Here is a 23,275-nt window from a genome sequence, read left to right as displayed (position 1 = left end):
TACTAAGTCTAATATCCCCTCGATCTGCGAATCTTTGAATTAAGGACGCAGAAATTACGCTTAGGGGGCTAAAGGCAATTATATACAAAACATTTTTCCAAAGAGGTGTCATCCATAAGTTTACTATTGTTCCGAATAGTATGGTTAGAGCTACCAATATACCTAGAAATAAAAGTATTTTCTGTAGAAGGGACAATCTGTACGATTTACTGAGATGAAAAAGGAGTAAGTTATAAGGAAGTAGTATAAATATCAAACTTAAGACAGGCATCATTAAAATCACTTCCCAATTAGCCATTATATAACTTGAAAAACTTCCTGAAAACTGTTTACTATTATTTAACACATCCATCTCTATGAATGATTTCAATAGTGGATACATTGGGAAAATAATAAAGGCTATAAACAAGTTAACTAATATTCTTTCTTTCATATTTCAATGTTTAATCAGGACAGTCCCTAGATAAGGAGGAACACATTTAGATCATCCGGAAGCGGGGCAGTTACAGGGTGATAAATAGATATCGAACCTGTTTTACGATCGTTTTACAGCCGAGACAAAGCGAGTCATAAGATACAGAAAATAAATAACATACAAGCCTTGTAAAAAGGACTGAAATCCATGTATCGGGATCTTCGTCTATATAAAGATATTTACTAATTTATTATCGGCCACATTTTGGAATAAGAGCCTATTTTTGTATATTAGTAATAATAAACAAAACCGTAACAAATACGTAACAAAGATTTCTTATGTCGTTATAAATACTTGATAAACATACTTTTATAGATTGGGAGCTCCTGTCTGTTAATCAGAGGGTCGCTGGTTCGAGCCCAGCAGAGGGAGCCAAATCAAAAGCCTTACAGAAATGTAAGGCTTTTTTGGTTTAGGCCAATTTCTAATCTCGCAATCCCCACTCATGGATATGATAATTGCTCCTGTATAGTATCGCTGATATGCTTGCTGTATACCATCAAGTAGAATGGTGTTTACGTAATGCGGATCTCACCCGGATATGACTGGAATCTAACAGGCAAATTACAGCCATTTGCCCCTGTTAAGTCCCTGTTATCCCCCTGTTATATCCCTGTTGGTTCCCTGTTACGAAAGAACCGGTTCCGAAGCAGTGATATACGTGTCCAGAACCGGTTCGCAAGATGAAAATATTCGTCAGTTTATAGGGTGGCAATATCGATTACAAAGCGATAACGCACGTCGCCTTTTTCCATGCGCTCATACGCATTCTTGATATCCTTAATGTCGATCATCTCGATGTCTGATACAATACCATGTTCTGCGCAGAAATCTAACATTTCCTGAGTTTCAGCAATGCCCCCTATGCCTGAACCTGCAAGGCTTTTACGACCTCCAAGGAGGCTAAATGCGGCCACTTCTGCAGGTTTTGGTGGTACACCTACACAGATCATTGTTCCGTTCGTTCTCAGTAAGGATAAATACATATTGAAATCGTGTTCGGCAGATACGGTATCCAGTATAAAATCAAAAGAACCACGGGCTGCTTTCACCTGGGCCTCGTCTGTGGTGACTACAAAATGATGGGCTCCCAGTTTCTTTGCATCTTCCTCTTTTTTAGGTGAAGTACTGAGTACGGTCACCTCAGCGCCAAAGGCTACGCCAAATTTCACAGCCATATGGCCCAGTCCACCTAGTCCTAGTACTGCCAGTTTATGACCTTTTCCTACTTTCCAGTGCCTCAATGGTGAATAGGTAGTAATGCCGGCACACAACAGCGGTGCCACAGCCGCAAGGTCCAGCTTATCTGAAATGTGCAATACAAATTCTTCCCTTACCACAATGGTATTGCTGTAACCACCATAGGTGGGAGAAGAGCCGTCACGTTCCATACCATTGTAGGTTTGGGTATTTCCTTCCAGACAGTATTGTTCCAGGTCCTGTTTGCAGTTCTCGCAAGTCTGACAAGAGTCAACCATACAACCTGTTCCGGCGAGGTCACCTACTTTGAATTTGGTCACATGGTCGCCTACTTTTACTACGCGGCCTACGATTTCATGGCCGGGTACCATTGGGAATATGCCTGGAAACCAGTCGTTCTTGATCTGGTGCAGGTCCGAGTGACATACACCACAGTATAAGATGTCGAACTGTACATCATGCGGTCCTACTTCACGTCTCTGGAAATCCCAAGGGGCCAAATCGCTGACTTCATTTTGTGCAGCGTATCCTTTTGCTGATATCATAATTATGTTTTTTAAAATAATTCACTTTCTAAGGCGCGCAAGTATCAGGCCGCAACCCTTTGAAGAATAACCTTGCAGGGCTTTTCTGATGTTACTATGACATGATGTTTGCTGTGCAGGGGAATTTGAAGATAGTCCCCTGGATTCAGATGATAGATCTGGTCTTCGATATAAATGCTGCAGGTACCTTCAAGAATCAAAAAACGTTCATATTCCTGGTCATGTACCTCCTGTGGAGCCATTTCTTTGATCCATACAATGGCTGTAATGGCTTCGGGGGTGTAACTGAGGATCCTGGCATGAACATCTTCAAAATCCGCTGGCAATACCATGTCTGGCCGCTCCAGCCATTGCTGGTAATCTTTTGCGGAAGCATGTTCGTTTAAAGTCGGCGCAAGAGAAACGGGTTCGCCGGCTTTTAATCTTGTCGTGTAATCTATGGTAGCTAATAGAAAAGGTTTAATGATCGGATCTGGCTGAATCGCATGATTGAGGGCGTATTTTTCTAAAGCAATGCCGATTTCATTGATTTCCCGCTGGATTTCCGGATGAAGTGCCGACATTTTTTCGATATAAAGATTTTCCTCCGCATTAGTTTCACCTAAAACGTATAAATCCAGTAATCCCGAATCAATCAGTTCCTGCCAGTCTTCCATGATGTTGTTGAGATGATTGTCTGATGTTTCCCGTTAATACGGAATGGCCAGTGCTATGCAGATGGCCATTCCGTACAATCAAAAATAAGCATTTTAATAATGGGTTTTTGATTTATTTTTTTGAGCTGGCTACCACTACGATTCCGCCCAGAACGAGTAATCCTCCGAGATAGGGCGGCCAGTTTACACTTTTTTCCCGGTCGGCAGAAACCTGTATCGGGCCGGCATCTATAATCTTTTCTTTTTTTGTATAGGTAAAGCCTGTCCAAATGAGCATCACTGCACCGAGTACAATGAGTACAATTCCAATAGATCTGTTCATAACTAAGTATTTCTTTAGATAACTACCAGAATGCCAAATTTGTTTATTCAGCCGGGTTTAAAATTCAAGACGGTAATTGATGGTCGGAATGATGCCAATCCATTTAATCGGTTCTATCACGCGTTTACTTGCATTGTAATGGGTCCCTATGGTATTTTCCCTGTTCATCACATTTTGTATGTCCAGAATGATCAGATGGCTCACCTTTTTGCTATTGATGCGGTAGCTGGAAGAAAAATCGATCCGGAAATAGGGATCTGCAGTCAGTGTATTTACCCTGTTTTCATCGATGACTTCCTCATCAAGTCTGAAAGATTCCTCTACCAGTACAGGCGAATATTTTCTTCCCCCGGCATAGATAAACTTCGAATTCAGACCAAACAGATTGCTTTTTCCGCTCTTCCATTCTTTTCCGAGTACAAGATTGGCAGAATACCTGGTGTTGAATGAAGTATTGAATGCTTTGCCGCTCAGGGCCTTGAATTTGGAGTCGAACAGGGAAGTGCTGAACAGGTAGTAATAGCCTTTGCTCAGGGATTTTTCCAGGGAGACTTCCAGTCCATAGTTTTTACCTGTTCCTTTATTGACCAGCGATTGAAAAGAAGAAGAGGTGATTGCATAGTTGTCAGACACGTTCAGTAAGGAAAAATTAACCGAGGGGTCTGAAGATACAGGTACATCATACTGGTGCTGATAGTAGAGCTCTGTTTTAAATTTCAGGTTGCCGGAGAACAGTTTTTCATAACCGACTACTGCCTGGGCAGATTTGGTTGGCTTCAGTTTTTCTGGATTGGAGGGAGCTGTATTCACTTTTTCATTTTTTGCAAAGTAAAAGGAAAGGGGTTCAATTCGGCTGTACAAACCTGCCGCGAAGGAGATGGTTTGTCCGCCACCTGGTTTCCAGTTTAAGCCAAGTCTGGGTTCGATGATCCAGGAATCGCTCAGGTTGAAATAGTTGGCATGTATTCCTGTGTTGATCGTCAATTGGGCACCGAGTTCTGCTTTATACTGTACAAAAGCATCGTAACTGCTGGTATTACCTTCCTGGTTCAGTAGTTCCTTCAGCCGTTTGAGTTCTGCATCATAAATCCTGGCCCTTAAGTTATAGCCAAGAAGGCTGGCGTTTATTCCGGCACGCAGGGAATTGGCCGCGTTGAAATTGTAGTTCAGTACGCCTGCATACCGAATGGCTGTATTGGTAAAACCGGTCTTTTCATTCAGGCTGGGTGTATAGTCATTGGATAGGGTGTCTACAAGACTTGAACTTCGGCTGCCGGAGTAGGAGATGATATTGCTCAGGTAGAGTTTGGAGTTGGCAATGTATAGGTGTTTTAGGCCGGCACTCGCTGCATCAAAACCAAAATTCATGTCGCGGCCGTCCATGCGTTCCTCCCATTTGGTGTAATCCCGTTCTGCATCTGTTTTCAGATCGCCTGTTCCGCCGATGCCGAAGAGCGAAAAGGTACCTGCTTTTTTGGTGGGAACCACGACATTAAATGACAGGTCCTGGTATTTGGGCACACCTTCATCAGAGATGTCGAGCCCGGCTTTTTCCAGAAGACTAAGTGAGGAATAGCGGTAGCTGATCAGGTAGGAGGCATCCGAGCCTTTTTTAAAAGGACCTTCCAGGGTAAGGCCTGCACCCAGTACACCCACTGTCAAGGCATATTCCCTTTTTTCGGTGTTCCCTTTTCTGAATTTGAGATCAAAGGCACCGGCGGAAGCATTGCTGTATTCTGCAGGTAATGCGCCGGTATAGAAATCAGAGGTGCCGAGGATCCCGGTATTGATCATACTGACGGCGCCACCTGATGAACCTTCTGCACCAAAATGGTTGGGGTTGATGATCTCAATGCCTTCAAGCCGCCATTGCAGACTTTTGGGTGAATTGCCCCGTACGATGATCTCATTGTCATCGCCTCCGGCTACTACACCGGCGAAACTTTGGGCCATTCTTGCGGGATCGAAAAAACCGCCGGCATAGCGGTTCGTCTCCTCAGGGGAGAAGGAGCGTGCGCTGGTCAGGGCCATCTGGTTCAAGGGTTTTTTGCCGGAATTTGCGTTTACAACGACCTCTTTGAGGTTATTCAGCTGCTGTTCCATTTCAATATTGAAAACGGGTTCTTTACCACTGGTCACCAATACTTCAGAAAGTGTGCTGGTTTGATAGCCCATTGCACTTGCCTGCAGGATATGTCTGCCCAAAGGAACACTTGTCAGCTGGAACTGACCTTTCTCATCTGTGCTGCTCGCTTTTACAGTAACATCGGAAAGCAGTTTGATGCTCACACCTGACAGGGGGAGCCCCGAGAGCCTGTCGGTCACCGTCCCTTTAATGATTTTGTTGTTCTGGGCACTCAGTAATGTGGCCTGGAAAAGGAAAAAAATGATAGGTAGAATTCTGACTAATTTCATGTCAATATGGATTTGTTTTTCCTTTATGACACCGAGTTTTCATTTTACCCCTATGTCTTTAATTTCAGTTTAGGTAATATTCAATGGATTTCTTAACATTGTTATCATCTAAACCAAACTAATGGACAATAAGTTAATGCATCATCTGTTGTGGGAGCGCATGCGCTTGGGCGATAAGGATGCATTTTTCGACCTTTACCGTACACTTTATTACGACCTGGTAAATTTTGGAATCCGTGTTTGTGGCGATTCAGAAACAGCTGGAGAGGCCACCGACCAGGTATTTGTAACCATTTGGGAGAAACATGCACAACTGGACAGGGTAGATAATGTACCAGCTTACCTGCGTACTTTTCTAAAACGCAAAATATTGCGCATGCTGGAGCGTAAGCGAAAAATCAACGATGCTTTGCAAAATGCCGGTGCCGAAGGTGAGTGGATGGAAATGTCTTACGAAGAATTCATTGTGAAAGTACAGACAGATGAACTAGTCAAATATAAATTGAAAACTGCGCTGGAGAAATTGACCTTCCGTCAGAAGCAACTGATCCACCTAAAATTCTTTGAAGGACTCAGTTACGAGCAGATTGCCGAACAAACCCAACACACCATCAAGACTGCGTATAATACCATTTATGATGCAATTAAAATATTGCGTAAAGAGCTTAAAGATTAGCCCGGTGCTGGAGTTTCTCTTTAATTCCAAATATAGTTTTTGATAATCGCAGTACCCCGAAATTGGCCTTTAATCGACGAAATTAAAAAAATGTGAAATTTCTTTAGGAAATCTCCTGTTTTTCTGGCACTGGTATTATATAAAACAAAACTTATGATTGATCGTAGTCTTTTTCATGTTGAAGACTTTCTGGTAGACAATACTTTCCAGCTTTATTGCGCAGGTAAGGATCAGCTTTGCATGAATTACTGGGAAAATTACATCCGGACGCATCCTGAGCAGGCAGCAACTATAGCAGAAGCAAAAAAGTTGTATGTAATCCTGAGCGGAAATAAAAAACCGGTAAATACGCAATTGGATGCGATAAAAATTCGCCTTGAAGATCATCAGGACCTGGCACTACTTGCACCAAGGCGGTACCTTTGGTTACAGGTTGCTGCAGCGGTACTGGTTTTACTGGGCATTGCATTATTTTTCTTTAGGCCTGAAAAGGCGGCCCCGGCGCGGCAGTTGGCACAGCATTTCAGTACAAAAGCAGCTGAGCGCAAAAAAATTACCTTACCCGACGGCACGGTCGTTTTGCTCAATGCCAAGAGTAAACTGACCCTCCTGGACTGCTTTAATGAGAAAAGCAGGGAAGTCAACCTTGTTGGAGAAGCTTTTTTCGACGTGGTACATCAAAAGCAAAAACCTTTCAAGGTGCATACAGCAGATTTTGACATCAATGTACTGGGCACTGCCTTCAATGTGAAGATCTACCCTGGAGAGGCCACTTCTGAGGCTACACTCATCAGGGGACTGATAGTCATGGAAGGGAAGGGCAGTAAAGGTAGTTCGATCACGCTAAAGCCGAGCCAGAAAGTCACTTTTTATAAGAAGGAACTCCAGGATCCGACAACTGCGAAGTTGAAAAAGCCAGCTTTACAAACTCCTGAGATCAGCATCAACCATTTTACCCAGGTGAGTGATAACGTAATTGCCGAAGTAGCCTGGACCCAGAACCGGCTGGAAATCTCGGATCAGAGTTTTGGGGAACTGAAGGGGGTACTGGAACGCTGGTTTAATGTAGAACTGAAGTTTAAAGACAAAGAAGTTGAGGGATACCATTTTACGGCTTCCTTTTCCAATGAAAATATAAAAGAGGCACTAAAGGCGTTGCAAGACGCAGAACATTTTAACTATGAAATAAAAGGAAACCAGATTACCCTATCAAAATAAAAAAAGGAACGGTGTTGACGCACCGCTCCTCTAAATTTTTTTGATATGAAGCAATGGCAGTTAAATGCGCAAACAGACTGCTGCCAAATACTTACGCAACCAAAAAAACAAAAATATGATTAATTATTACTTACTGCAAGCACGCTTTAATTCCAGGGCGTTCTTAAAATTCATTATTTTAATGAAATTAACGTGTATTATAATTTTCATTACCTGTCTGAATGTATCGGCATCGGTCTTTTCACAGCAAAAGATTACGCTGGATGTGACGAAAACCAAGCTCAGCAGGGTGTTGAAAATTATAGAAGAGCAGAGTGATTATCATTTCGTTTACAGTTCATCCAGTGTGCCTGTCAACAAAGATGTGACCCTGACTGTCAAAAATACACCAGTGGCCGAGGTGCTCGCGACCATTTTCAGCAGTACCAATTTAAAGTATTCCATCTCTGAGAACGGACTGATCGTCATTAGCCGGCGGCGTGATACGAAGATCACGGGAACAGTAAAAGATGCCAACGGCGATCCTTTGCCAGGGGCCTCTGTGCGGGTCAAGGGTACAGGTACGGGCTCGGCAACGGATATCAACGGAAAATTTTCCATCATGGTGCCCGCCAATGCAATACTTGTGGTCTCTTTTGCCGGCTTCCAGACCAGGGAGGTTTCAGTAGAAGGTAACCTAAACATAGAGGTGGTGCTCCAGGAGGACACCAAGATGCTGAATGAAGTGGTCGTGACCGCTTTAGGCATCAAAAAGGAACGCAGGGCGTTGGGTTATTCTGTATCACAGGTTCAGGGTGAGTCATTGACCCAGGCCCGTGAAAATAATGTGGCCAATTCCCTGGTGGGCAAGGTGGCGGGCCTCGACATCAGTTCGACTTCAGGAGGCGTGGGTTCCTCAACCAGTGTACTGATCCGCGGGGTTTCCAGTTTAAGCCAGACCAATCAGCCGCTTTATGTGATCAATGGCGTTCCCATGGAAAACAAACCTACAGGCTTAAACAACCTGAACCCCAATGGAAACTCAGGCAGTCAATGGGACAACGCACCGGATCTGGGTGATGCGGTTGGAAACTTAAACCCTGACGATATCGAAAGCATTTCTGTATTGAAGGGTGCTGCGGCCTCCGCACTGTATGGCTCCAGGGCGAAAGCCGGTGTCATTCTGATCACCACCAAAAGTGGTAAGGGAAATAGCATCGACTTCAATAGCAATTATGTCGTGGAGCAAGTCATGGACCGTACCGACTGGCAGTATGTGTACGGTCAGGGTGCAAATGGTATAAAATCTCCCGATGCGGCCGCTGCAGCCCAGGTGGGCGGATCAAGCTGGGGCGCATTGCTGGATGGCAGTAGTGTCGTACAGTTTGATGGTGTATCCCGGCCCTATACTGCGCAAAAAAATAACATCGAAAATTTTTATAAAAACGGAGGGACATGGACCAATACCGTTGCCCTCAATAAATCATTTGAAGGCGGTGCGATCCGCTTTTCTACCAATGATGTCAACAGCAATTCAGTAGTGCCCAATTCAGGGCTGAACCGGCAGTCGTTTAACCTGGTGGGAACTTTTGAGCCGGTGAAGCGCCTGACCATAGATGCCCGGACTAACCTGATCCTGGAGCAGGCAAAAAACAGGCCGATGCTTTCGGACGGTGCGGGTAATGCCAATTACAATGTGGCTTTTCTGCCTACCAGCATCAATGTCAATGACCTGAAGCCAGGAAAGAATGCGGCAGGCAACGAAATCCAGTACAACACAGGAAATGCGTATGCGACTAATCCCTGGTTTGCGGCCAATGAGTTCGTTAACAATACCAAAAGGGACCGCTCCATCAGCTCCTTTAGTGCAAAATATACCCTGGATAATGGATTGTTTTTTCAGGGACGCGGAGGAAGGGATGCCTATACCGATACTTACAAGAATGTGGTGCCTTCGGGAACTGCATACTATGTCAACGGAAAAATTGCGGAGCAAAAAACAAAATTTGAAGACATCAATGCAGATCTGCTCCTGGGTAAATCTTTTCAACTGGACGATGATTTCAGCCTGACCCCAAATGTAGGTGCCAGTTTTCGCCATACCAGTGTCAATCAGGTCACCAACAACGGAACCGATTTCGCTGTGTTTGGGATTTACAACATCCTGAATGCAAAGAACAAATCGGTAGGTTATGTACAAACAGAATCCGAAACCCAATCGGTTTATGGAACGCTGGAATTTTCCTACAGGGATATTTTTTACCTGACAGGTAGTGGCAGGTCAGATTGGTTCTCTACACTGGCAACACCGGGTAAAGACAATAAATTGAGCGTGTTTTACCCTTCAGTGAGCGGTTCATTGGTGTTCTCTGAATTATGGAAACCATCCTTCCTGAGTTTTGGAAAACTGCGGGCAGGCTATGCGATTGTTGGTCAGGCTACAGATCCTTATCAGACCATGTTAACTTACAGCTTCCGGAGTGAGAGCCTGAATGGCAGTCCGCTAGGCATCATCAGTAACCTGAGCATTCCCAATCCGAGCCTCAGAGCTTCTAAGGCCAGCGAACTGGAGATCGGTACGGAGATGAAGTTTCTCGGCGACCGGCTGAGCCTCGATCTTACCTGGTATAAAAAGCACTCTGAAGATGAAATTTCCATTGTGACGACCAGCAGTACTACAGGCTATAGCGGGGCGGTACTGAATGCTGGTGACCTGGAAAATAAGGGTGTAGAAGCCCTCATTACCGGAGTAGTCCTTAAAACTGATGATTTCAACTGGACTTCTTCATTGAATGCAACTTACAATGAAAACAGGGTCTTATCGCTGGCGGAGGGCATCACTTCGCAGTTACTGGCCACTTCGCGCACAGGCGCAGGTTACCTGCAGAACATTCCCGGTATGGCTGCTTCCCAGGTAATGGCCTACGATTTTAAATACGATGCCAATGGCAATATAGAAAAAAATGCCCTGGGCGCTCCTTTGAGGGGCGAACTTAAAGCCTATGGCTCTGCCTACAACAAATGGTTTGCAGGCTGGAACAATGAGTTTACCTATAAAGGCTTGAAACTTTCTGTACTTATCGATGGCAAATGGGGAGGCAAAGTCTTCTCCGCAACCGATTATTACGGTTACTTCTTTGGCTTACATCAAGCAACGCTAGAGAACAGGGATGCGCTGGGCAACAATGCCGCACTGTTTTACCAGAATACCGCAGACAATGCCTCCCATAAATTTGTGCAGGACGCCAGTTTCATCAAGCTCAGACAAATGACCCTTGGTTACAATTTTCCGGTGAAAATGTTCGACAATAAAGTCAAAAGTTTCAACCTGAGCCTGGTGGGCCGTAACCTGTTCATCTTAATGAAAAAAACCGACAACATCGATCCTGAGTCGAGCTACAATGCCACTTTTCCGGGAATGGAACTTGGTGGTGTGCCGCCCGTGCGGACCTTTGGTCTCAACCTAAGTGTTAAGTTTTAATTATTTAAAGACAAAGAACGATGAAAACGAATATATCCAACACCTCTAAACTGATGGTCATGCTGACGCTTTTGTTAATGGCCTCATGTACCAAAGATTTTAAAGACATCAATACCAATCCTGTTGCTTACGGGCCTACCAATTTTGATCCGAATTATACCCTGAGTACTGCTCAGCTGACCTATACAGGCAGTACAGATTTCGCCTACGATACCTGGAGGGGCAACCTGATCTACGCTTCTACCATGATGCAGGGCTTATCATCCGTAGTGAGCTACTGGGCGGGAGACAAGTATTTGTTAAATGAAGGCTACACCGCCGCTTACTGGGGAAATAATGCCGTAGGGGCCTATATTGAACAGGTGAGGCCAATTGTTGATGTCGTTGAAATGACCCGGGGCAATGAAAAATATGCCAATGTACACCAGGTTGGCAGGATCTGGAAAGCTTTGGTCTTTGCCAGGATCACTGACCTGTATGGTGATGTGCCCTATTCAGAAGCCGGACAGGGTTACTACAAGAGTATTTTTACACCAAAATACGATTCCCAGCAATCGATTTATACAGACCTTCTTAAAGAAGTAGAAGAGGCCACCAATGCCTTGAATCCGGCAGGAGACAAGGTAACTGGTGACGTGATCTACAAGGGTGACATTGCCAAATGGAAACGTTTTGGAAATAGCCTTTTGCTGCGCCTGGCGATGAGACTCACGAAGATAGATGAAAATACAGCTAAAGCATATGCGCAAAAGACAGTGGGTAAGACAATGGTCGACAATGCAGACAATGCTTTTTTGGTGCATGATGTATCTGGTGCCAGGGTAACTCAAAACAGGAACAGCCAGGTATTGCTGGGAGACGGCGGACAGGAGAATTATTACACCAAATGGTCCAACACCTTCATCAATCTCCTGAAAGGTGCCAATGATCCGCGGCTGAGCAAGGTTGCTGTCACCAAACTGTGGCTGGCAGAGGCTGGAAAAGACCAGAACGCTTCCTATGATGCCAGCCCGGCGGTACAAAAAGGGATGCCTAATGGAAAAGACCTGAGTGGTTTGGCCGGACGCGACATCAGGCAGGATGCTTCCTACACCAGTATCCCGGACTATTCTTCTCCACATCCGGGAATGCTGAAAAGAAATGGTGTCACATTTATCATGACCTTTGCAGAAACAGAATTTTTGCTCGCTGAGGCCGCACAGCGCTGGGGGATTGCCGGATCTGCAGCTACGCATTACAATGCAGGCCTGAAAGCATCGATCACTTATCTAGGGCAGTATGATGCTACAATGGCAGTTGCAGATGGCGTAGCACAAACCTTTGCTGATGCCAACCCTTACAATGCGGCCACAGGTTTGCAAATGATCAATACCCAATATTGGCTGCATACCTGTACCATGCTCGATTTTTATGAGACCTGGTCCAACTGGCGCAGGACAGGCTTCCCCGCACTTACGCCGATCAATTATTCCGGCAATGCCACTGCGGGAACAATTCCGCGCCGTTTCCCTTATCCGGTGGAAGAGGCAGCTAAAAACGGAGCGAATTACAGTGCTGCATCTGCCTCGGTACCTGGAGGGGATAACCTGAAGGGTAGAGTATGGTGGGACAAACAATAAAAAGTAACAGTAGGAAAGCCCTTCAGTCTACACTGAGGGGCTTTTTAATTTTCGAAGCTTTTGCAAAGCCATTTCAAATCTGTAATTTCACTTTACATTCTATTAAAACGCAGAAGCATGTCAAACATTCAGTTGATCATAGAGGAGAGACCCAGCAATATTGGTAATTTTATGGTGGGCAGGTTACTGCCATTCCGGGAAAAACGGATGGTGGGGCCTTTTGCTTTTATAGATCATATGGGACCGGTCTCTCTCAGCGACCATGAACAGTTGGATGTGCCGCCACATCCGCATATTGGCCTTTCTACATTGACCTACCTATTTGAAGGTGCGATCATGCACCGGGACAGCCTCGGCACTGCTATAGAGATCAAGCCGGGACAGGTCAACTGGATGACAGCCGGAAAGGGTATTGTGCATTCTGAGCGTACGCCTGATTACCTGCGTACTTCGAGCAAGATGATGCATGGGCTGCAGATCTGGGTGGCATTGCCTAAGCATCTGGAAATGATGGAGCCCGAGTTTTTTCACATCAATGAAGAAGAAATGCCTGTATGGAAGCAGGGAGAAGTTGATTTTAAATTGATTGCAGGAGAGGCATTCGGTCATCGTTCCCCCGTTCCGGTGTATAGCCCCTTGTACTTTTTAGAACTGAAAAGCAAAGGACGGCAAAAATTGAACATTGGAGATGAACTGTTTGGAGAAAGTGGCCTCTACATTCTCGAAGGTTCCATAGAAAGTGAGGGACATGTTTTCCAGCCCAAACAATTACTGGTGGCTAACAACAGCAAACTCTGTGAATTCGAGATGGCTGAAAATACAACTGTTTACATATTTGGTGGAAGCCCTTTTTCCGAGGAACGCTTCATTTATTGGAACTTCGTTGCTTCCAGCAGGGAAAGAATTGAAGAAGCAAAAGCACTTTGGCTGGCGCAGGGATTTGTTCCCGTACCAGGCGAAACAGAATTTGTTCCCCTGCCTCCCCAGAGCAGAAATGCAAGAAATTAGGATCGGCCTGTGAGTTCCCGCTGCATGACCTTTGCGGTCTGGCTGCTCCCATCATGGCTCCATCCCGGAGGATAAAAGATGTATTTGAGCTTATCACTGAAGCTAGGTGCATTTTTCACATCCTGATAAAGCGCTATGAATTCATGAAAAATAATGTTCACTGCACCTTGATCTTCGGGCTGTTTGGTTAGCCCATACCTTAATTCTTCTTCCGGGATTTCCGCCTGGAAAGTGCCAAAAATCCTGTCCCAGATGATGAGTACCATACCCATGTTTTTATCCAGATACCTGAGGTTACTGGCATGGTGTACCCTATGGTGGGAAGGTGTCACGAATAGGTATTCGTAGACCGGGTGTAGCTTTTTTATCGCCTGTGTGTGCACCAGGTTGCCATAAATCTGGGTAACCAGGTAAGCAAAAAGGATGTCGAAGGCATCAAAGCCCATCAGTGCCAGGGGAAGGTAAAAGAAAACCCGGTAGAGTGGTTCAAAAACGGTAGAACGGAAACCAGTCGTCAGGTTAAAATGTGCTGAGGAATGGTGCGTTACATGCATGGCCCAGAAAAAGCGGACGTAATGCCCGGTGTAGTGTAAAAACCAATAGAGGAAATCCTGGGCGAGGATCAATACAACCCAATAAAAAATAGCATTGGAGATCTGGAACAAACGGTAATGCAAATAACAGTATTGGAGCAGCATGAAAGTCCCAGCCTTGGTCAGGATATTGACCAGAAAAGCAATACCCATTAAATAAACATTAGTCCAGGTATCTCGTCCCTGATACTGTTTTTTGTCATGTACATAACTGTAGTACATTTCCACAAAGGTCAGGGCTATTACGATACTAAACAGGGCGATCACCGAGATGCTTTTGTCCAATTCCGTCATTTTGTATGATTTTGCCAGCAAAGTTAGCGGTAAATCAATAAATGAGCCAATTGGCAAGGGTCATAAAATTCACATTTTAGCTACCTTCCGGTCAGGTCTATATTGAACTGATCAAAAAGAACAGCATCCTGCTCAGGGTTTTCCGGTACAATGAAATATTCACCCTGTATCTGGAAATTAAATGGGCTTTTTTGTATGGCTATTTTTAAGAAACCATGGCTGTCGTCACAGTATTGCTCCAGCCGGATGCCTTTTAATAAGTCGTTCTCTGTTTGGTAGGTAGGATCACAGGGATCCGCCAGTTGGTGCAGCTCATCAAACCCTCCGGCTCCGGCTACGATGAATGGGACACTTTTCCCATCGCTGTAACTTTTGCTGAACCGCTGGTAATTGTGGACATGGCCACTAAATACCACGTCGGGCTTTACTCCAGATTCTTCAAAAGCTTCTTCCAGGAAACTGATCATTGCCTCGCTGGAGCCATGGTTCACGTCAGCGGAGTAAGGAGCGTGGTGCATGCATACGATGATGGCTTTTTCCTGATGAAAAAGGGCAGCATGGCGTAGCTCTTTGATGAACCAGTTTTTTTGTTCCCGGTCTACATAGCCATACTTGGGCACATTGGTGTGTAGCCCGATAATTGTTGCCAGAGGTGCCTGCATAGTCCAGTAGACATGTGGTTGTACCTGACTTTTCCTGATGTTTCCCTTTCCGAAATGGATGGTCTTGGGAGCAACGTTGCAAAATGCAGTATAGAAGGCATCTAAAGTCTCGTAGGGCTCATTGCTATTCAGGTTGACATCAGTATCGTGGTTGCCGGCAATGGCGTAGATCTGGCCTGGATAGGTATCAAAGGGTTTTAGAAATTGCTCTGCATATTGTTCTGCTTCACCATAATGATACACGATATCGCCCAGGTGGTATAGAAATGCCGGAGGTTGGTGGCCAGCCAATGCACAAAGGTATTGCTCGGCCATTTTTCCTGCCATTCGCTGCTGGCAGCCCGGGGAATTGGTGCCACCGGTATCACCAACCATATGAAAGATCATCTCCCTGCAGTCGCCCGCGTCCTGGTGGTCTACGCTTAGTCGGTATGGATAGCTGCCGGTAGGCTTGGGTAGGGCTTGGAATTTATCGAGGTCATCCACTGCTTCTGTTTTAAAAACAGCATTGTATATGATTTTTGTGCTGATCATGATCTTCCTGTTTGGTGACAGCATAAAGTTAGCGGGCCAATATTAAGTGATCATTAAAAAGCGATTATTTTACTAGATTTGATATACACTAATTTATTCCTAATCATGATGAAGAAAACGAAATCTTACGCTGCTCCGTTGCTGGCAGGGACGCTGTTGCTGCTGTCAGCTTGTAATAATGATAAAACTAAGGAGACTGAACTGAAATCGGGAATCCTCGTACAAAATATGGACACCACAGTAGTTCCGGGTAATGATTTTATGGCTTATGTAAATGGGACATGGTTGAAAAACACCAAGATCCCGGCTGATAAATCGGGTTATGGTGTAGGTGCGATCATCAACGACCAGGCACAGGAAGATGTGAAGGCCATTATTGAAAATGCGGCGAAAACCGGGGGAAAAGAGGGCTCAGAGGAACAAAAGATCGGCGATTTTTATGATTCCTTTTTAAATACCAAGCTGCGTGATTCCATTGGTTTGAAGCCCTTGCACGAAGAGTTTAAAAAGATTGATGCAATAGCTTCTCCCAAAGACCTTTCGGCCTACATGGCTTATGCAAATAAAGTTGGCTATGCGATTCCGTTCAACATTACGGTAATGGAGGACCTGAAAAATCCCAAACAATACATGCTGATGACCTGGCAGGGCGGTCTTGGTTTGCCCGAGCGGGAATATTATTTTCTAAAGGACGCGAAGTCTGCAGAGATCAGGGCAAAGTACCTGAGCCATGTGGAGACCATGCTTGGTCTGGCCGGTATTCCCGATGCCAGTACCAATGCAGCGCAGATCTTAGCCCTGGAAACACAACTGGCAGCCAGGCACATGAAGAAGGAAGAAACCAGGAATATTGTGGGCTTGTATAACAAATATGCCATCAGGGATCTGAACAAACTGGCTGCTGATTTCGACTGGAATGCGATGATTACTGCAGCAGGGATCAAGGGTACAGATAGCATCGTGGTGGCGCAGGTGGCTTACACCAAAGCCTTGAACGAGATCTTTAAAAAGACGGATTTAGCCACATGGAAGACTTATTTGAAATGGACTGTGGTCAACGGATCGGCATCTTTCCTGAATACAGCTTTGGATAAAGAACACTTCAATTTTTATTCGAAAACCTTAAATGGGATCAAAGCGCAGAAGCCACAGTGGCGCCGTGCCGTGGACCTGGTCAATGATAACCTGGGTGAAATGCTGGGTAAATTGTATGTAGAGAAACATTTCTCCCCTGAGGCCAAAGAGCGGATGCTCAAACTGGTCGGAAATCTCTTGAAGGCTTACGAATCCAGCATCAAAACACTGGATTGGATGAGTCCGGAGACCAAAAAACAGGCATTGGATAAGATCAGTAAATTTACCCCCAAGATTGGATATCCTGATAAATGGAGGGACTATAGCGCATTAAAAGTAGTCAAAAACGATTTGTACGGAAATAAAAAGCGTGCTGCGGAATTTGAATACAACAGGACGATTGATAAATTGGGCAAGCCTGTAGACCGCAGTGAATGGGGCATGACACCTCAAACGGTCAATGCCTATTACAATCCACCAATGAACGAAATTGTATTTCCGGCGGCCATCCTGCAGCCTCCCTTCTTTGACATGACCGCTGAAGACGCTGTAAATTATGGCGCGATCGGTGCGGTAATCGGGCATGAGATCGGACATGGTTTCGATGACCAGGGCAGTACGTTTGATGGCGATGGGGTCATGCGCGATTGGTGGACAGCTAAAGATAAATCTGAATTCAAGAAAAGAACAAATGCGCTGGTCGCCCAATACAGCAGTTTTAAGGTGTTTCCGGATCTGAATGTCAATGGTAATTTTACCCTTGGCGAAAATATTGGGGATCTTGGCGGGCTGAGCATCGCAATCAAAGCCTATAAGACCAGTCTTGCCGGAAAACCAGCTCCAAAGATGGATGGCTTTACCGGGGAGCAGCGGGTATTGATCGGCTGGGCGCAAGTCTGGGCCAGTAAGTCTACAGAAGAAGGACTAAGGACACAAGTGAATACAGATCCGCATTCCCCTGCCCGGTTCAGGGTCAATGGTGTGGTCAGAAACGTTCCTGAGTTTTATGAAGCCTTTGGCGTAAAACCTGCAGATTCATTATATCTTGCTCCGGATAAAAGAGTGAAGATCTGGTAGTGATCAGCTATTGATGTAGCTTTCCAGTTGCGAAATGGTCTGCTTCTGGTCTGCAATGATGAACTTGACCACGTCACCGATAGATACCATTCCGAGCAGTTCGTCATCTTTCATTACCGGGAGGTGACGAATGTGCCGGTCGGTCATGATCGACATGCAGTGTTCGATACTGTCAGCAGGCAGTACAGTAATCGGATCTGGAGTCATGACTTCAGTGATGGAGGTTTCTGCTGATGATTTTCCATACAGAATGATCTTTCTGGCATAATCACGCTCTGTAAAAATGCCTTTGAGCCGGCCATCTTCAACGATCAGTAAGGCACTGATATTTTTCTCCATCATGAGTTGCAGCCCTTCTAAAACAGATGTGTTTTCAGTAACAGAAAAAATGTTGATGGGCTTTAGGTTGAGTATTTGCTGTACAGTTTTCATCAGGATCGTATTTGGTTTTTCACAACGCCGGACCGCCAAAATTTGTCGGTCTGTAAGCGCCTAATATTTAGCTAATTAAACTTAAGCAAAAAATATGAAATTCCCTCGCCCCCTCAGAAAATATATCAGCTCAGCAATGGCAGTATTTCCTCCACGTACTTTCTGTCGTTAGATAGGCGCGGCACCTTATGCTGGCCACCCAGTTTGCCTTTTGCTTTCAGCCAATTGTAAAAGGTATTGTTTGGTGCATTGTGTACCTTAGGCCTCCTTAGGGCCATATCTTTGAAACGCTTGGCATCGTAATCGGAATTGACCTCCCTGAGTGTTTGATCCAGTACATCTACAAAACGTTCAAAATTGTTCGGCTGCTGGTCAAATTCAATGATCCATTCATGGCCGCCTACTTCTTCGCCTTTGAAATAGATCGGACAGGCTGTATAGTCCTTAAATACTGCTCCTGTCGCATCGCAGGCTTTACAGATCGCCTGCTCGGCATTATCGATGATGACCTCTTCCCCAAACGCATTGATGAAGTGTTTGGTCCTGCCAGTAATCTTGATGCGGAAGGGATTTAAGCTCGTAAACTGAACAGTATCTCCGATCATATATCGCCATAGCCCTGCATTAGTAGAAATGATGATCGCATAGTTTTTAAACAGCTCTACTTCGTCCAGGGAAAGTGTTGCAGGGTTTTCATCTTCCAGCTTTTCCAGGGGCAGGAACTCGTAATAGATCCCGTAGTCTAGCATCAGGAGCATTTCATCGGAATTGACCTCGTCCTGTATGCCAAAGAAGCCTTCAGAGGCATTATAGGTTTCGAGGTAATACATATTGTCACAGGGGATCAGTTCTTTAAACTGTTCCCTGTAAGGTTTGAAATTAACTGCGCCGTGGATATACAGTTCCAGGTTCGGCCATACCTCCAGCAGGTGTTTTTTACCTGTCATTTCGAGTACCTTCTTAGCCAGTACAATGGTCCAGGTAGGTACGCCTGCAATATTGGTTACGTTTTCTTTAATGGTGGCTTCTGCCATTTTTTCCATCTTTTCTTCGTAATTGTCCATTAACGCAATAGAGATGTTTGGTGTCCGGTAGTATTCGGCCCACATGGGCAGGTTTTTGATCAGGACGGCCGATAGGTCGCCATAAAAGGAATCTTCGTTCAGTTGGTTGATCTGGTGACTTCCGCCGAGGACCAGCCCTTTTCCGGTAAGGATCTGGTTTTCCGGCCTGTTGTTGCAGAAAATGGAGAGCATGTCCTTGCCACCTTTAAAATGGCATTCCTGTAGGGATTCCTCAGAGACAGGGATGAATTTGCTGCGGTCATTGGTCGTGCCCGAGGATTTTGCAAACCATTTGATCTCAGAAGGCCAGAGGATATTTTGCTCCCCTTTGAGCATGCGCTCAATATAAGGCTTTAGGGTATCGTAATTTTGTAGCGGTACGCGTTCTTTGAACTGTTTTGCAGTCTCAATCGTGCGGTACTGATATTTTTCTCCCCATTCAGTATCCTCAGCACTGGAAATGAGCCTCTGGAACCATTCTTCCTGTACATCATGCGGATATTTCACAAAAAGCTCAATCTGGTGGACGCGCTTTTTCATGTACCAGGTAAAAATTGAATTTACAAATGCCATAGCTTGCTTTATTGTGAACTATAAATTTTTACTGCGCAGTACAAAATTGGAGCCGAGATACACGCGTCTTACCATCTCGTTGGCTGCGAGTACTTCTGGTGTGCCAGATTCAAGGATTTTTCCTTCAAATAATAAATAGGCCCTGTCGGTAATAGATAAGGTTTCCTGCACATTGTGATCGGTGATCAGGATACCGATGTTCTTTTTCTTGAGCTTGGCCACGATGGTCTGGATCTCCTCGACCGCAATTGGATCTACCCCTGCAAAGGGCTCATCTAGGAGTATGAAATTGGGGCTGGCAGCCAGTGCCCTGGCAATCTCTGTCCTCCGGCGTTCGCCACCGGAGAGCAGATCGCCCCGGTTCTTGCGAACTTTATGCAGACTGAACTCATTGATGAGCTCTTCCAGTTTTTCATGACGCTCTTCCTTGCTCATTTTGGTCATCTCAAGGATGGCCATGATGTTGTCTTCCACAGAAAGCTTTCTGAATACTGAAGCCTCTTGTGCAAGGTAGCCGATACCTTTTTGTGCCCTGCGGTACATGGGGTCAGTGGTGATGTCCTGGTCATCCAGAAAGATTTTTCCTTCGTTAGGTTTGATCAAACCTACGATCATATAAAATGAGGTGGTCTTTCCGGCACCGTTTGGTCCCAGCAAGCCCACAATTTCACCCTGACTGACATCAAAGGAGACATCATTGACAACGGTACGCTGCTTATATTTTTTGATCAGGTTTTCTGCTCTTAATATCATTTATACTTGCAAGTTTAGAATTATGACTTAGTATTCCAAATCCTTAATCCAGTTTTATCGCTTTGATGTTCAATTGCAACCGCCGCTGATCTTTCCAGACATTTTCTTCAATCGTATAACAAACAGAGAAGGGACGGTTTGGTTGTAAAAGGTTTTCATATTCCGCAAAGCCAAAGCCAATGCTTTCAAAAATAACGGAATTTTGTTGCTTTAAGTTTAATTTTAAATGTTTTATCCCAACTACGTAAGGCCTTCCCGTGTAGCTCACATTGTGTGTTACAAATACAGGGGCAGGATTATGTGGTCCAAATGGTGCCATTTGGGCTATAATACGCTGAAATTTATTGTCAATCTGGCTGAAATCAATTTCCGCATCGATCTGGATTTCCGGACAAAGCAGGTCTTCGGTTATGGTAGAAGCCACTATGTTTTCAAAGCGTTCTGAAAAAGAATCGATGTTTTCCGGTTTGATCGTCAATCCGGCAGCAAACTTATGTCCGCCAAACTGCTCCAGCAGATCTTCACAGCCAAGCAGGGCTTCGTAGAGGTCAAATCCTGCTACCGACCGTGCCGATCCCGTAAGCAAGCCGTTGGAAGCTGTGAGTACTACAGTAGGCCGGTAATATTTTTCAGTCAGTCTGGAAGCCACAATACCAATAACGCCTTTGTTCCAGCTTTCGTGATATACGACAGTTGTTTTTTTGTTGATCAGGATTTCGCAGTCATCTATCAGTGCCAGGGCTTCTGCTGTAATGTTCTGGTCAGATGTTTTGCGTTCGGTATTTTGCAGGTTGATGAACAGACTTTGTTCCTGTGCTAAGGCATCTTCGTCGCAGATTAGCATCTTTACTGCCTGGTTTGCATGATCCATTCGCCCGGCAGCGTTGATCCGTGGCGCCAGCACAAAGACCACATCAGTCAGCGTATACACTTTTTCCCTGCCTGAAATTTCCATTAACGCTTTCAGCCCTATGCAAGGACTGGTGTTCAGCTTAATGAGCCCGTGGTAGGCCAGAATTCTATTTTCATCTTCCACCGGAACGATATCTGCTGCAATGCTGACCATGACCAGGTCCAGATACTGTTCGTATTGCGTGGCAGGCAGGCCATGCTGCGTACAATAGGCCTGGGCCAGCTTAAAGCCGATGCCACAGCCCGCCAGCTCTTTAAAAGGGTAGTTGCAATCGGACCTTTTAGGATCCAGGATGGCAACCGCGGCAGGCAGCTCCTCAGCCGGTAAATGGTGGTCGCAGATGATGAAGTCAATGCCCAAAGTATTGGCATAGGCAACCTTATCTACTGATTTGATCCCACAATCGAGCGCGATGATCAGGCTGTATCCATGTTCTTTTGCATAGTCTATACCTGTCGTAGAAATCCCATAGCCTTCTTTATGCCTGTCCGGGATGTAATATTCAATATTTGTGCTGAATTTTTTGAAAAAGCTGTAAGTAAGCGCAACCGATGTCGTGCCGTCTACATCGTAATCTCCATATACCAGTATACCTTCGCCGTTTTGCAGTGCGCGCGTGATCCTGTTAACCGCAAGATCCATGTCTTTCATCAGGAAAGGATCGTAGAGCTGCGATAGCTGCGGCCTAAAGTAATCTTTGGCCTCATCAAAAGAGTGGATTCCCCGCTGTACAAGAATTTGAGCCAGGCTCCGGTTTATATTCAACAGCTGTGCAAGCGTATCTATTGTATCAGTGTCGCCTTTCCCGACCTGCACCCATCGTTTCTTCATTTAATATCTCGTTTTTATCCGGCAACCTGAACCTGATTTCGGAACGGTTCCATATCTTTGCAATGATATCGTAAATATATCATTTAATAAATTTTTTTTCTCAAATCAGAAGACATTGCAAGTATTCACTTTATACGAAGGAACCTATTCCGTAGCTGCCGACAAAAAGTTCATTCCCTTCAATCCGGAGACTGACAATCCTAAAGACAGGCCAGCTTCTCTATTTATCAATATCCAGCCTTTCTTAATACAGCTGGGTACTACACTGATTCTCTGCGATACCGGATTGGGTTATAGCAATGAGGATGGGAAATTGATCCTGCATGAAAACATCAGGAAAGCAGGCTTTGATCCGGAGGACATCGATATGGTACTGATGTCACACCTGCACTTTGACCATTCCGGAGGGATGATCCATAAGGTTGGCGATAAGATCGAGCTTAGTTTTCCACATGCAGTATATGTCATCCAGCAGGGGGAATGGGAAAGTGCATTCACCAATCCTTCTTCTTCGTATAAAACTGAGATATTTGATTACCTGCAGCGTAATGCACAGTTGCAGTTTATCGAAGGTTCAGGTCAACTGACGGATCAGATCAGCTATGAACTGACGGGAGCGCATACGCCTTTTCACCAGACTTTTTTAATCGACGACGGATCTGATAAAGCCTTTTTTGGTGGTGATGTGTTGCCGGAACCGGAGGAACTGCTGCGTAAATTTATAGCCAAGTATGATTTCGATGGAAGAAAAGCGATGGAATTGAGGGAAGAATTTGGCAAAAAGGCAGCCGAAGAGAACTGGTTATGCCTGTTTTATCATGCCAAATCCAAAGCGACAGGTCGTGTCACTTTCAACGAAGAACAGTTCAGGATTGTATAAT

The 23,275-nt window shown here is 45.0% G+C and carries 17 protein-coding genes; 7 read left to right on the top strand and 10 right to left on the bottom strand.

The features are described 5' to 3' along the window. Nucleotides 1–1,176: 1,176 nt before the first annotated feature. The 4 genes from WAE59_RS24560 to WAE59_RS24545 form a co-directional block, all read right to left on the bottom strand. Nucleotides 1,177–2,220 (bottom strand): NAD(P)-dependent alcohol dehydrogenase, encoded by a 1,044-nt coding sequence (locus WAE59_RS24560; RefSeq protein WP_337858657.1) that lies wholly within the window; start codon nucleotides 2,218–2,220, stop codon nucleotides 1,177–1,179. 44 nt (nucleotides 2,221–2,264) lie between these two features. Next, the gene (locus tag WAE59_RS24555; protein ID WP_337858656.1) at nucleotides 2,265–2,876 is read right to left on the bottom strand and encodes a cupin domain-containing protein; all 612 of its coding nucleotides are present in this window, start codon (nucleotides 2,874–2,876) and stop codon (nucleotides 2,265–2,267) included. Nucleotides 2,877–2,988: 112 nt separating this feature from the next. Beyond that, nucleotides 2,989–3,198 (bottom strand): hypothetical protein, encoded by a 210-nt coding sequence (locus tag WAE59_RS24550; RefSeq protein WP_337858655.1) that lies wholly within the window; start codon nucleotides 3,196–3,198, stop codon nucleotides 2,989–2,991. A gap of 57 nt (nucleotides 3,199–3,255) precedes the next feature. Continuing rightward, on the bottom strand, nucleotides 3,256–5,613 hold the full coding sequence (locus WAE59_RS24545) for a TonB-dependent receptor (protein WP_337858654.1): 2,358 nt from the start codon (nucleotides 5,611–5,613) through the stop codon (nucleotides 3,256–3,258). 121 nt (nucleotides 5,614–5,734) lie between these two features. Here WAE59_RS24545 and WAE59_RS24540 point away from each other — a divergent pair, with 121 nt between their 5' ends. The 5 genes from WAE59_RS24540 (at nucleotide 5,735) to WAE59_RS24520 (ending at nucleotide 13,594) form a co-directional block, all read left to right on the top strand. After that, nucleotides 5,735–6,289, top strand: a complete 555-nt coding sequence (locus WAE59_RS24540) for an RNA polymerase sigma factor (RefSeq protein WP_337858653.1) — start codon at nucleotides 5,735–5,737, stop codon at nucleotides 6,287–6,289. A 153-nt stretch (nucleotides 6,290–6,442) separates the two neighbouring features. Then, nucleotides 6,443–7,507: a FecR family protein gene (locus WAE59_RS24535; protein WP_337858652.1), complete on the top strand. Its 1,065-nt coding sequence runs from the start codon at nucleotides 6,443–6,445 to the stop codon at nucleotides 7,505–7,507. Between the two features lie 181 nt (nucleotides 7,508–7,688). After that, a complete protein-coding gene (locus WAE59_RS24530) occupies nucleotides 7,689–10,967 on the top strand; it encodes a SusC/RagA family TonB-linked outer membrane protein (RefSeq protein ID WP_337858651.1) in 3,279 nt (1,092 codons plus the stop codon). 20 nt (nucleotides 10,968–10,987) lie between these two features. Then, on the top strand, nucleotides 10,988–12,586 hold the full coding sequence (locus WAE59_RS24525; protein WP_337858650.1) for a SusD/RagB family nutrient-binding outer membrane lipoprotein: 1,599 nt from the start codon (nucleotides 10,988–10,990) through the stop codon (nucleotides 12,584–12,586). Between the two features lie 117 nt (nucleotides 12,587–12,703). Beyond that, entirely contained in the window at nucleotides 12,704–13,594 is an 891-nt protein-coding gene (locus WAE59_RS24520; protein WP_337858649.1) for a pirin family protein, read from the top strand. Here WAE59_RS24520 and WAE59_RS24515 read toward each other — a convergent pair. Further along, nucleotides 13,591–14,481 (bottom strand): sterol desaturase family protein, encoded by an 891-nt coding sequence (locus WAE59_RS24515; protein ID WP_337858648.1) that lies wholly within the window; start codon nucleotides 14,479–14,481, stop codon nucleotides 13,591–13,593. The two genes, WAE59_RS24520 and WAE59_RS24515, sit on opposite strands and share 4 nt — an antisense overlap. Nucleotides 14,482–14,561: 80 nt before the next feature. Then, on the bottom strand, nucleotides 14,562–15,677 hold the full coding sequence (locus tag WAE59_RS24510; RefSeq protein ID WP_337858647.1) for a metallophosphoesterase family protein: 1,116 nt from the start codon (nucleotides 15,675–15,677) through the stop codon (nucleotides 14,562–14,564). A 105-nt stretch (nucleotides 15,678–15,782) separates the two neighbouring features. Here WAE59_RS24510 and WAE59_RS24505 point away from each other — a divergent pair, with 105 nt between their 5' ends. Continuing rightward, nucleotides 15,783–17,828 carry a M13 family metallopeptidase gene (locus WAE59_RS24505; RefSeq protein WP_337858646.1) on the top strand — a complete coding sequence of 682 codons (2,046 nt, stop codon included), beginning with the start codon at nucleotides 15,783–15,785 and terminating at the stop codon, nucleotides 17,826–17,828. Between the two features lie 3 nt (nucleotides 17,829–17,831). Here WAE59_RS24505 and WAE59_RS24500 read toward each other — a convergent pair whose 3' ends face one another. The 4 genes from WAE59_RS24500 to recJ all read right to left on the bottom strand — a co-directional run bounded on the left by WAE59_RS24500 (nucleotide 17,832) and on the right by recJ (nucleotide 22,394). Next, nucleotides 17,832–18,260, bottom strand: a complete 429-nt coding sequence (locus tag WAE59_RS24500) for a CBS domain-containing protein (protein ID WP_337858645.1) — start codon at nucleotides 18,258–18,260, stop codon at nucleotides 17,832–17,834. Between the two features lie 125 nt (nucleotides 18,261–18,385). Then, the gene (locus tag WAE59_RS24495; RefSeq protein WP_337858644.1) at nucleotides 18,386–19,897 is read right to left on the bottom strand and encodes a GH3 auxin-responsive promoter family protein; all 1,512 of its coding nucleotides are present in this window, start codon (nucleotides 19,895–19,897) and stop codon (nucleotides 18,386–18,388) included. 18 nt (nucleotides 19,898–19,915) lie between these two features. Then, nucleotides 19,916–20,650, bottom strand: coding sequence for an LPS export ABC transporter ATP-binding protein (gene lptB / locus WAE59_RS24490; RefSeq protein WP_337858643.1), 735 nt, complete (start codon nucleotides 20,648–20,650; stop codon nucleotides 19,916–19,918). Between the two features lie 43 nt (nucleotides 20,651–20,693). Beyond that, a complete protein-coding gene (recJ, locus tag WAE59_RS24485; protein WP_337858642.1) occupies nucleotides 20,694–22,394 on the bottom strand; it encodes a single-stranded-DNA-specific exonuclease RecJ in 1,701 nt (566 codons plus the stop codon). Nucleotides 22,395–22,509: 115 nt separating this feature from the next. Here recJ and WAE59_RS24480 point away from each other — a divergent pair, with 115 nt between their 5' ends. Beyond that, nucleotides 22,510–23,274: an MBL fold metallo-hydrolase gene (locus WAE59_RS24480; RefSeq protein ID WP_337858641.1), complete on the top strand. Its 765-nt coding sequence runs from the start codon at nucleotides 22,510–22,512 to the stop codon at nucleotides 23,272–23,274. Nucleotide 23,275: the final 1 nt, after the last annotated feature.

Source organism: Pedobacter sp. GR22-6 (genome assembly GCF_037402555.1).
Classification (GTDB): domain Bacteria; phylum Bacteroidota; class Bacteroidia; order Sphingobacteriales; family Sphingobacteriaceae; genus Pedobacter.
This window is presented reverse-complemented; position numbering and strand designations above follow the sequence as displayed.

Coding starts and splice junctions, on each gene's coding strand:
- WAE59_RS24515 (WP_337858648.1), bottom strand. CDS start 14,481: ATGACGGAATTGGACAAAAGCATCTCGGTGATCGCCCTGTTTAGTATC.
- WAE59_RS24510 (WP_337858647.1), bottom strand. CDS start 15,677: ATGATCAGCACAAAAATCATATACAATGCTGTTTTTAAAACAGAAGCA.
- WAE59_RS24530 (WP_337858651.1), top strand. CDS start 7,689: ATGAAATTAACGTGTATTATAATTTTCATTACCTGTCTGAATGTATCG.
- WAE59_RS24560 (WP_337858657.1), bottom strand. CDS start 2,220: ATGATATCAGCAAAAGGATACGCTGCACAAAATGAAGTCAGCGATTTG.
- WAE59_RS24505 (WP_337858646.1), top strand. CDS start 15,783: ATGATGAAGAAAACGAAATCTTACGCTGCTCCGTTGCTGGCAGGGACG.
- WAE59_RS24500 (WP_337858645.1), bottom strand. CDS start 18,260: ATGAAAACTGTACAGCAAATACTCAACCTAAAGCCCATCAACATTTTT.
- recJ (WP_337858642.1), bottom strand. CDS start 22,394: ATGAAGAAACGATGGGTGCAGGTCGGGAAAGGCGACACTGATACAATA.
- WAE59_RS24545 (WP_337858654.1), bottom strand. CDS start 5,613: ATGAAATTAGTCAGAATTCTACCTATCATTTTTTTCCTTTTCCAGGCC.
- WAE59_RS24555 (WP_337858656.1), bottom strand. CDS start 2,876: ATGGAAGACTGGCAGGAACTGATTGATTCGGGATTACTGGATTTATAC.
- WAE59_RS24535 (WP_337858652.1), top strand. CDS start 6,443: ATGATTGATCGTAGTCTTTTTCATGTTGAAGACTTTCTGGTAGACAAT.
- WAE59_RS24540 (WP_337858653.1), top strand. CDS start 5,735: ATGGACAATAAGTTAATGCATCATCTGTTGTGGGAGCGCATGCGCTTG.
- WAE59_RS24495 (WP_337858644.1), bottom strand. CDS start 19,897: ATGGCATTTGTAAATTCAATTTTTACCTGGTACATGAAAAAGCGCGTC.
- WAE59_RS24550 (WP_337858655.1), bottom strand. CDS start 3,198: ATGAACAGATCTATTGGAATTGTACTCATTGTACTCGGTGCAGTGATG.
- WAE59_RS24525 (WP_337858650.1), top strand. CDS start 10,988: ATGAAAACGAATATATCCAACACCTCTAAACTGATGGTCATGCTGACG.
- lptB (WP_337858643.1), bottom strand. CDS start 20,650: ATGATATTAAGAGCAGAAAACCTGATCAAAAAATATAAGCAGCGTACC.
- WAE59_RS24520 (WP_337858649.1), top strand. CDS start 12,704: ATGTCAAACATTCAGTTGATCATAGAGGAGAGACCCAGCAATATTGGT.